Raw genomic sequence first — 10021 nt, 5'->3', positions numbered from 1 at the left:
CCAAAATTAGTGGCTCATGAATCGTTAGGCAAGATGGGCTTGGTAGTGGTGATACTTTTGTCTATCATGAAAACCATATGTTTATTCCAATAGACTAAGCCTGTAAATGCATTACTTTTTATTAAGAAAATCCATGTCTTTTTGCAGTTCATCCACGCTACGAGGTTTACTAAGTATATTGGCATTAGCATCGAGGAGGTAATAACTTGGAGTTTTGTGAACTTGATAAATCTCAGCCGATTTTGAATCCCAACCTTTGAGCTCTGATAAGTAAACCCACTGTTGGGTATCTTTTGGAATGGGAGAAAGCCAAGCCTCGGCCTCTGTGTCAAGAGATATATAGATGATTTTAATATCTTTATTGGAGGGTTCTTGAATCAGTTCTTTTAACTGCGGAATAGCTTCTTGACAAAAATGACAGGCGCTAGAACCAAAAAAGAGAATATTTAGTTTCGAAAAACTACATAAGTCATAAAGATTCATCATAATGCCTTCATGATTAAATATACTCACATTGGCTACTTTCTTGCCAATTTGTAAATTCTTGTAGGCAATTAATTTTGCATTTAAGGCATCGGAATAAGTCATGTCGCTACAGGCATCTCCAATCACATAATGCTCTACTAGATAGTCTAAAACCACATCTGGTCCAACCTCGTTAAACAATTCTAGGAGGTAGTTTAAAATAAACTCATATACTTCATGATTTACTGAAGCTTGCTCTAAAATCTCGTCAACAGATTGGATAAAACCATCCTCTGTATAGTCTGTATGAAATTGGAGGTATTTCATCACCTGATGGGTCAATACTCCAGACCTTATTAGTTCAGCATCCTCAAAAAAAGTATATTTAAAAAAGTCTTCCTTTTGATCTATTTCAATATCACTGATGATGGTTTTGGCGAAAAAGGATGTGGGTTTTTCTTGATAAGTCTTTATTAAAAACTGGTGATAACCCAAATTCAAACTGTCTTCTATATTTTCAAAATGAGTGAGTTCTATGTTTTCTTTTGCAGCATAAGATTTTTCAATACTATTTTCCGATATCTTAGATTTGATGAGGTTTCTAAACCTGATAAAATTCCATAATTCGATATTATTATTGGATTTTGTCACTTCCAGATGGTTTCTAAGTTGGGGAGATGAAAAGTCAATTTGAATAAAATCTTCATTGGGGCTAATAATAAACTGCACCCAATTATCAGGTTCTAACATTAAGGAATAATAACCTGTTGCAAATTGACCACCGAACTCGTATTTCCCTTGTTTATCTAGTAAACATGAATCTATAGTATGGTATTTACCTCCTCTATTTTCTTGAAGGTAGAGGTAGGTGCTGTCTTTAACATCCTTTATGTGACCAATAATTTGACATTGACCAAATGAAGATAAATTGATAAGTAGAAATAGAGTAAATGTGAGTATTCGCATGTTGCAAATATAAAAAAAGAGACTGTCTGATATAAGGATATCTTCAATACTTAAATATTTCTACACTAAGTATGATATTTCAGGTAGTCTCTAATGAATTAAATCTTAGCCTGATTAATTCATGCCATCTGCTTTGTTGCTAACTTATTGAAATAGGCTACTATGCCTACTGAGTTAGTCGCCTCACATCTGATACAAACTAATCGCATGAATTATTCAGGTTAGGAAGATTTAATAATTATCTTCTTTAACTTGCATATATGATTGTGGGTGAAGACAAGCTGGGCATAATTCTAAAGCTTTTGCAGACTCGTAGATATAACCACAGTTCAAGCATTTCCACCAAACCTTTCCATCTTTCATGAAAACTTGGTCTTCAGAAATATTTTGTAAAAGCTTTAAGAAACGTTTCTCGTGTTCTGCTTCTACTTTTGCAATCATTTTAAAAGCTACAGCTATTTTCTTGAAACCTTCTTCTTCTGCTATTCTTGCAAATTCAGGATATAAATCAGTCCATTCTTCATTTTCACCTTCTGCAGAAGCCTTTAAGTTCTCAGCAGTAGTACCAATAATTCCAGATGGGAAAGTAGCAGTGATTTCTGTCATTCCACCTTCTAGGAATTTAAAAAAACGCTTGGCATGTTCTTTTTCTTGGTCGGCTGTTTCTTGGAAAATATTAGCTATTTGTACAAATCCTTCTTTTTTAGCTTGCTTAGCAAAGAACTCATAACGGTTTCTTGCTTGTGATTCACCAGCAAATGCTTTCAATAAATTTTGCTCTGTTTTTGTTCCTCTTAAACTTTCTGACATAATATTTTTATTTAAGTGTTTGTAGTTCATTTAAACATCAAAATTACAAAATATAGAGCCTGAAATGATACCAGATTATAGTTTATATTGACTCTAAAAAAGCATGATTTCAATATTGATTTTTGTTGATACTATCTTTAGGGCTATATATTTTTAACTTTTAAAATGCAGCATAATAACTACATTTGCAGCTCTTAAATAATTGAATGAAAGATTTTACAAAAGGTAGTGAAACCCGATTGATTTTAAACTTTGCCATTCCAATTTTGTTTGGTAGTCTGTTTCAGCAATTATATAATATTGTTGACAGCATATTTATTGGGAATTATGTGGGTAAAGAAGGCCTAGCTGCTGTAGGAGCTAGTTTCCCCGTTATCTTTGCCTTAATATCTTTTGTAATAGGAATTGGATCTGGTTCTACTGTCGTCATTTCACAATATTATGGTGCCAAGAATAATGAAGCGGTTAAGCGAGCTATTGATACCCTCTATATTTTTATGTTTTTTGCTTCTGCAGCCTTAAGTGTGTTGGGGATAGTTTTTGCTCGTCAAATATTCGAATTCACCGATTTGCCTGAAGATGTTTTGCCACAAGCAGTGAAGTATTTGCAGATATATATGTCTGGAAATGTATTGTTTTTTGGCTTTGCAGGGACCAATGCTATTCTACGCGGGTTGGGTGATTCTAAAACACCTTTATACTTCACTATCATTGCCACTTTAATAAATATTCTATTAGATTGGTTATTCATAGGTGTATTTCATTGGGGAGTGGGAGGAGCTGCTTTCGCTACCATTATTGCACAAGGAGGAGCTTTTATTACTGGAATTATATATTTAAATAAAACTCATGACTTATTAACGCTGCATCCTAGTAGGTTAAAGTTCGATAAGAAGATATTTACCCAAAGTGTAAAAATTGGATTGCCAACAGGTTTTCAGCAAACCTTTGTAGCTTTTGGTATGGTAGCTTTGTTTGGGATTGTCAATAAATTTGGAACAGACACCGTTGCTGCTTATAGCGTTGGGATGAGAATTGATTCGGTTCCAGCTATGTTAGCCATGGCATTTTCGGCTGCAGTAGCTCCCTTTGTTGGGCAAAATATTGGTGCCAATAAACCAGGAAGAGTCAGGGCAGGATTCTTTTCTACTTTGATTTTAAGTACCATTCTGACCATAATTGTTACAACGGTTTATATGCTATTTCCACGTCAAATTGTGATGGCTTTTTCTGATGATGCCAAAGTGATTGAGGTAGGGGTTGAGTATATAAGAGTAGTAGCGCCATTTTATGTGCTATTTAGTTTAATGTTTGTAGTAAATGGAGTATTAAGAGGAGCGGGAGCCACATTAATTCCTATGTTTATCACGCTCGTTGCACTTTGGTTTATACGAATTCCTGCATCTTATTTGATGGCTGAAGAAATGGGCAGAATAGGTATTTGGTGGGGTATCCCCATTGGCTGGTTCTTTGGTATGGGCTTGGCCTTTGTCTATTATGCCAGTGGTAAATGGAGGAATAAATCGGTTACTCAGTAGCTTCTTATAATTCACTATTTCTATTGTAAATAGCCTGAAAAATTATAAGTGAATTTATCTCTTCTTATATTTCTTATTAAAAATCTTATCCCCTTTAGTTTTAGGTTTCTTATATTTCTTCTTGATTAGTCTTTTATAAGAACCTCCTTGGTTGGTTTTGGAGTTCTTTTCACTCTTTTCATGAAAAGCTTTTCCACCTTGTATAACGGCTGGCAACTTGTGTATACTGTTTATCTCTAAGCCTTTTGGTCTTTCTTCAGCAGTAAGTTCTCTTGAAATATCTACCGCTTTAGGAAATTTCTTTTTTGGTATTTCATAAGACATCAATTCCTCAATGGCATCTTTATATTTCTCTTCGTAGGGAGTGAAGAATAATATAGATTTTCCTTGTTGTTCTGCACGACCCGTTCTACCAATTCTATGCATATAGTTTTCAGGAAATGTTGGTGTGTCAAAGCTAATCACATGACTCAATTTATCTAAATCCAGCCCTCTAGCCATCACATCGGTGGCTATCATGATTCTATTTTCTCCAGCATCAAAATCACGAACAGAACGTTCACGATAGTTTTGCGATTTATTGGAGTGAATAATACACATTTGCTCTTCGTACTCTTCCGTAAGCTTTTCAAATATTAAGTCGGCCACTTTTTTACTTGGCGTAAAGACTAAAACTTTGGAGAATTTTTTCTCATCACTTAATAAATGAGAGAGAAGATTTATTTTTGTATGAAAATTGGGGACAGGATAAACGGTTTGAGCAATATTATCTAAAGGAGTACCACTTATAGCTATAGAAATGGTTTTTGGAGTCAAGAAATACTCATTAATCAAAGTGGCTACTTCTTCCGTCATGGTAGCTGAATACATCAAGTTTTGACGCTTTTCAGGTATCATCTCAAAGATAGATTCTAACTGACGGATAAAACCCAAATCCAACATCACATCTACCTCATCAATAACTAGTTTTTTGATACCTTTTAAAGTAAGGACTTTGGTAACTGCCAAATCGAAAAGGCGACCAGGAGTAGCTACCAAGATATCACAGCCTTGAGCAACTGCTTTCTTTTGAGTATTAATATTGGTTCCACCATAAACTCCAAGTACTCTTAAATTACTGTATTTACAGAGGTTTCGAATGTTTTCGGAAGTTTGAAGTACGAGTTCACGAGTAGGAACAATGACTAAAACACGAGGATGATCTTGTTTGGAGAACTTTAATCCTTGAAGAATAGGAATAGTATAGGCATAGGTTTTACCAGTACCCGTTTGCGCGATTCCAACTAAATCTTGTCCTGATAATACAGGATTGAAAGACTCAATCTGAATGGGGGTGGGGCGCTCTAATCCTAAATCCTGAATAGCATTTCTTAAGCTCTTAATCAGGTTCATATCTTCAAAAACAATCATAGTCAAATTTTTTGCAAAGGTACACAGTAAAATGTTAGCAACAAGTGTTAAATATTTTATTTAAAACTTTGTTTTTGAGGTGTATACTTTGTTGCTTAAAACAGAATTTGAACGCCTTTATCTTTTAACTTCTCCATTTGTATTTTTGGAATAGGGTTAGCCATCAAATTCACAAACTCCAATTCCTCTAACATAAAAAGAGGGGAGATATCATCAACCTGATTAAATGAAATATCCAGCGATTTTAATCCTACCAAATTACTCAATACATCGATATCGAAAATCTGATTATGAGCCAAATATAGTTCTTTGACTTGGGTGAGTTCCCAAAGTACTGAAAGGTCAGCAATTTCATTATCCGAGACATCGAGAACTTCTACATGTTTGCAATATTGCAGTCCATCTAAGGAATCGATTTTGGAGGAGGCCAATTCAAATTCATCAAAGTCTTCGAGGTAATAGGTGGGGAAAGTCTTAATGAGGTCTCCGAGTTCTCTGAGTTTTATGGCATCGTAGAAACTAATATAGTCAGGTTCCTGGTCCATGATTTCTTCCTCCATAAATTCTTCTTCCTCGTGGAAACTGTATTCATCTGCTTGTTCTTCCCATACATATTCACTCTCAAAATCTACCTCAGGATCTATAGTTTCTTGTTCTCTAACTCCTTCTTTCAATAAGGCCTGAACAATTGTTATACTATTTAATTTTCTTAGTTCTTCCAAATCCTCATACTCCAATAACTCGTCTATCCTTTGTTTCCAATAAGTCTCTTTATCAGGATGGAATAATTGAATAATCTTGGAGAATTGTCGAGTGAAAGACTCCTCAGAAGAATCTAAAACTTTATGTGCAATAGCTTGAATTAAATTCTGGCTTTTGGCTTGATAGGCAGCTATGAGCTCTATCGTCATTTGATTTAAGCTTTGATAGGAGTAGAGTTGCTTTAGTTTTTTGGCTAATATTTCTGTTGAGTTCATGATGTTTTATTTTCTAAATACTACTCTAGATTATAGATTTTTATTATCGTTTCAAGATCTTTGTATTTGAACTCTTTATTTTCTATGGCTTCAAGTAATTTCGGATTTTCAGTAATATATTTTCTCATCACTTCAATGAATTCCTTTCTATTATTGGGGATATAGACATATTCTGATTTATCTAGGATACAATAACCAAGTTCTATGTGTGTACTATAGTCGTTAAATTGAAGAATTTCATAAAAGAACTCGACTATTTTTAATCGTCCACTATATTTTTCATAACCAACGAACTCCTTTTGAAGAACGTTTTGTAAAATATTTTTATTTTCTGAGTCAAAGATTTCCCTATTCGATAAGTTAAAGGAATAATAATATGCATTATTCCAAAGAGCTGATTTAATGACGTCAAAAGTATAATATGAAATGGATTCTTTTTCTTTAACTCGAAATTCGCTAAAGTGATATCCCTCTTTTATGAGTAAATTCAATTTGATATTATAAAATAAAGTATCATCGGATTTTAATACGATCCAGTTTTTGCAGGTATCACAGCTAGGGTAATTCCTTGAGAATTTCAGGTTTTCATCTACCTTGTAAGTCTCCGATAAGTATTCTTCAACTTCTGCTTTTGAGATATAAGTAGATTTAGTATTTTTCTTCTTTTTGTAATCATAGAAGATGCTATAATCATTGATTAAGGTGATTTTGCATTGAATAGTGTCCTGTTCTTTTGTGATAATTAAATCATCAAAAGTTTGAGCTCTCATATTAATGGTCAATACAAGAGTGAATAGAATGAGGAGGTATTTTTTGATTTTCATGCTTTAATTTATTTCTTTTAATTTAAAAACACCAATAATAGAACAACAAATAATATGGCTAATAAAGCTAAAAACACTAAAGTTAGAACCGATCTTCTGTTATCCGTTTCTTTTTTATTTTGAAGCTCAAATTTGAATCTATCAAATTCATCTTTCGTCATTTTATTTTTATGCTTCTTCGTATTTTTATTCGATTTTCCAAGTTTCAAATGAGCATCATTCATTTTAGCCTTTTGGCCAATCAAATTCCTATTGTTTTTTAATCTTGTAGCTCCTGATTCTGCAAATCCCATAATATTATATATTATTCCCTAAATACATTTCGAATTTCATTCGCCAATTTTTCAGCCTTAACTTGCTGTTGTGTTCTGTTATAAAACTGATATAAATTGGAATAATTGTTTTCACTATTTTCTTTCTTTAGGGCTTTCAAAAGATAGAATTCGGTTTTCTTCAAGTCCTTTTCAAACTCATAAAGCATGGCAATATTATAATCTACTCTGGAATTTTGAGGAAGTTGATCACTAGCAATTTTTAAGTATTTTATAGACTCCTCATATTTCTTGTTTTCTGCCAATATCAAACCATAATTATAATAGACCGAATAATCCTCAGGCACGGCTTCAATATAGTTGGCCAATAATTCTTCGGCCTCCACAGCTCTGCCAATCCCACTATACATAATGGCCAAATTCATTTTTAACTGATGCAAATCTTGATCTTGCTCCAATGCCATTAAATAATACTTCTCAGCATTCTGATGATCGGCTCTATTATAATAGTAATTACCCAAATTATATTTGCCCAAAGGAAAGTCGCTATTAAATTCTAGAACCTCCAAATACTCCTCTCCATTTTTTTGGAGCATTTCTTTATGTTTCTCAGGAATATATTCTGCAGGAATAAGAGCAAGCTTAGAGGCCATTTCTATTCTGACGGCCTTAGTTTCATCATAAAGAAGCGGGAAGAGTTGTTCTAAATCGTCAGGGTCTTGCACATCCATCTTCCTGATGCTGTAAATACGAATGAGCGGATGAATGCTTTTTAAGGATTGATATATGATTTCCTTAGTTCTTGGATGGCTTTGTTGCCCCAAATACATGATGGCAGCACTTCTGATATTGAGAGGATATAATTCATCTTCTATCATCTTAATCAATTGCTCATCGGAACCTAGGGTTTCCAAATTGGCATTGTGAAAAGCTTCTCCATATTGAAATGGTCTACTGCTACCATGCCATTTCTCTATATAAGTTTGTGCCCAGTCAGCAGTTTCTTGGGTGTGACATTGATTACAAGCATTGGGAGAACCTAGCTTCTTTGTCAAATCCGGGCGAGGAATTCTAAAGCTATGATCGCGGCGATAATCCACTCCCATATAGTTTTGTCCGTGCATGTGGCAGTTGATACATTCGGTGCCACTTCCAACATCGAAAAACTCACCTGCTTCAGATATTAAGCCTTTACCGTCTTCCCCTTTTGCCTTATGAAAATGATGTTGAGGACTGTCATAAGTATCTGCCTGGTGACATTGTAAGCAAAGTGCGTTTCCTTGTAAAATAAGTTGGCCGCTGTGTACATTATGGCAATCATTACACTTCACATCGTTCATATACATTTTACTTTGGGTGAAGGATGCAAAAACATAATCTTCATCCAAAATCTGACCATCGATATGAAATTGAGGCTCCACCGGTAATACAGGAATCATGTGATTATACATACTTTGATCATGGGGAGCATAATCAGATAATGAGGCTCGGCGTGAATGACAACGGGCACAAATATTTACAAAAGCTTCATTATCAATATTAGAGGTTTGAACACTTAAACCCATTTTCGCTTCTCTTGAGCGCAAATACTCAGGTTTCTCGGCCCATATCATATGTTCAGAAGCAGGTCCATGACAGGCTTCGCAGCTCACATCGATTTCCGACCAAGTGGTATTATAAGATTGACTTTCGTGTTGGTAACCAGTCTTAAGGTTGGTAGAATGACAATCGGCACACATGGAATTCCAGTTTTGTGATTGATTGGTCCAATGCAGCCAGTTCTCGTGATTCACGTTCATGTCTCTATAAACTGAATCGGCCATATAATACCAATTACTGTCTCTACTGTTCCAAGTTAAGGCTAATGTTTGTAATCTACCTTCCTCAAATTCTACTAAATATTGCTGCAAAGGATAATGTCCAAAGGTGTATTTTATCTGAAACTCCTGCATTTCTCCATCAGCTCCATCTGTAAGGACAAAAAAGTCTTTACCTTTTTTATAGGCTTTATGGATGATTTCATTTCTATTGATTTCAGCATCGGAAAAGTCTCCCAGTACGAATTCTTCAGTAGCTTCAGTCATAGCTAAATCATGATCAGAACCTTTCCAGTCTTCAAATTCCTTTTGGTGGCATTCTAGACATACTTGTCCTCCTACATATTGAGGTTCTTTAGGAGTGGAAGAATCTTCTTGAGGAAAAACATAAACCTGTAAAAGCAAGTATAGGGGAATCATCACTAAGGCGAGAAAGCCTAAGAGCTGTATGATTCTTTTATATTTTTGATTATCTTTCATTTAGGCGTAGGTGATTTGAGGTTTTTCGAATTGAGATCTTTTCTTTGCATTTTGATGATCAACGAAAAGGATTCCGTTTCTTACTTTGATGTCGAAAGTATCCAAGGCGCGAGTGGCTGGAGGCGACATCACTTCGCCATATTTATTAAATGATGAAGCATGGCAAGGGCAGATAAAGCCATCTTTTTGAGCTTGAATCACACAGCCCAAATGGGTGCATTTTACAGAGAATGCCAATATTCCACCATCCTCCAATACTGAAAGATAGAATTGCCCACTCTGGAAAGGATAAATGGTATTGGCTTCTAGATTACTGATGGGACCTACCTCATACCAATGCTGGTCTTCCTCATTTTCCCCTTTCTTTTTAAAGGAATCAAAAAACAGATATCCCAGTTGAGCACCAATCAATGCAATGACGCCTTTTTTTATAAATCCTCTTCTATTAAATTTCATGGTCAT

General features: G+C 34.8%; 9 protein-coding genes. 1 reads left to right on the top strand and 8 read right to left on the bottom strand.

Annotation, left to right across the window (positions count from 1 at the left end; translation table 11 throughout):
- Window positions 1-111 precede the first annotated feature (111 nt).
- Window positions 112-1431 (bottom strand): thioredoxin-like domain-containing protein, encoded by a 1320-nt coding sequence (locus tag HNS38_RS06860; protein WP_172284388.1) that lies wholly within the window; start codon window positions 1429-1431, stop codon window positions 112-114.
- A 231-nt stretch (window positions 1432-1662) separates the two neighbouring features.
- Window positions 1663-2241: a rubrerythrin gene (gene rbr / locus HNS38_RS06855; RefSeq protein ID WP_172284386.1), complete on the bottom strand. Its 579-nt coding sequence runs from the start codon at window positions 2239-2241 to the stop codon at window positions 1663-1665.
- Window positions 2242-2447: 206 nt separating this feature from the next.
- Here rbr and HNS38_RS06850 point away from each other — a divergent pair, with 206 nt between their 5' ends.
- Window positions 2448-3779 carry an MATE family efflux transporter gene (locus HNS38_RS06850; RefSeq protein ID WP_172284384.1) on the top strand — a complete coding sequence of 444 codons (1332 nt, stop codon included), beginning with the start codon at window positions 2448-2450 and terminating at the stop codon, window positions 3777-3779.
- A 54-nt stretch (window positions 3780-3833) separates the two neighbouring features.
- On the opposite strand, the gene HNS38_RS06845 is transcribed toward HNS38_RS06850, so the two are convergent.
- From HNS38_RS06845 to HNS38_RS06820, 6 genes are all read right to left on the bottom strand, one after another.
- Window positions 3834-5189 (bottom strand): DEAD/DEAH box helicase, encoded by a 1356-nt coding sequence (locus HNS38_RS06845; protein ID WP_172284382.1) that lies wholly within the window; start codon window positions 5187-5189, stop codon window positions 3834-3836.
- 95 nt (window positions 5190-5284) lie between these two features.
- Window positions 5285-6166, bottom strand: a complete 882-nt coding sequence (locus HNS38_RS06840; protein WP_172284380.1) for a leucine-rich repeat domain-containing protein — start codon at window positions 6164-6166, stop codon at window positions 5285-5287.
- 20 nt (window positions 6167-6186) lie between these two features.
- Window positions 6187-6990 carry a hypothetical protein gene (locus HNS38_RS06835; protein WP_172346184.1) on the bottom strand — a complete coding sequence of 268 codons (804 nt, stop codon included), beginning with the start codon at window positions 6988-6990 and terminating at the stop codon, window positions 6187-6189.
- A 17-nt stretch (window positions 6991-7007) separates the two neighbouring features.
- Window positions 7008-7283 (bottom strand): hypothetical protein, encoded by a 276-nt coding sequence (locus HNS38_RS06830; RefSeq protein WP_172346183.1) that lies wholly within the window; start codon window positions 7281-7283, stop codon window positions 7008-7010.
- Between the two features lie 11 nt (window positions 7284-7294).
- Window positions 7295-9559 (bottom strand): multiheme c-type cytochrome, encoded by a 2265-nt coding sequence (locus tag HNS38_RS06825; RefSeq protein ID WP_172284374.1) that lies wholly within the window; start codon window positions 9557-9559, stop codon window positions 7295-7297.
- Window positions 9560-10015 (bottom strand): ubiquinol-cytochrome c reductase iron-sulfur subunit, encoded by a 456-nt coding sequence (locus HNS38_RS06820; RefSeq protein WP_216663652.1) that lies wholly within the window; start codon window positions 10013-10015, stop codon window positions 9560-9562. It abuts the gene before it with no gap.
- Window positions 10016-10021 lie beyond the last annotated feature (6 nt).

The sequence above is a fragment of the Lentimicrobium sp. L6 genome, from assembly GCF_013166655.1.
Classification (GTDB): domain Bacteria; phylum Bacteroidota; class Bacteroidia; order Bacteroidales; family UBA12170; genus UBA12170.
Note: the sequence above shows the minus strand (reverse complement) of the source record. Positions and strands in the feature narration are given on the sequence as shown.

Excerpts from the sequence above, each read along its gene's own strand:
- HNS38_RS06860 (WP_172284388.1), bottom strand. The coding sequence starts at position 1,431 with ATGCGAATACTCACATTTACTCTATTTCTACTTATCAATTTATCTTCA.
- rbr (WP_172284386.1), bottom strand. The coding sequence starts at position 2,241 with ATGTCAGAAAGTTTAAGAGGAACAAAAACAGAGCAAAATTTATTGAAA.
- HNS38_RS06850 (WP_172284384.1), top strand. The coding sequence starts at position 2,448 with ATGAAAGATTTTACAAAAGGTAGTGAAACCCGATTGATTTTAAACTTT.
- HNS38_RS06845 (WP_172284382.1), bottom strand. The coding sequence starts at position 5,189 with ATGATTGTTTTTGAAGATATGAACCTGATTAAGAGCTTAAGAAATGCT.
- HNS38_RS06840 (WP_172284380.1), bottom strand. The coding sequence starts at position 6,166 with ATGAACTCAACAGAAATATTAGCCAAAAAACTAAAGCAACTCTACTCC.
- HNS38_RS06835 (WP_172346184.1), bottom strand. The coding sequence starts at position 6,990 with ATGAAAATCAAAAAATACCTCCTCATTCTATTCACTCTTGTATTGACC.
- HNS38_RS06830 (WP_172346183.1), bottom strand. The coding sequence starts at position 7,283 with ATGGGATTTGCAGAATCAGGAGCTACAAGATTAAAAAACAATAGGAAT.
- HNS38_RS06825 (WP_172284374.1), bottom strand. The coding sequence starts at position 9,559 with ATGAAAGATAATCAAAAATATAAAAGAATCATACAGCTCTTAGGCTTT.
- HNS38_RS06820 (WP_216663652.1), bottom strand. The coding sequence starts at position 10,015 with ATGAAATTTAATAGAAGAGGATTTATAAAAAAAGGCGTCATTGCATTG.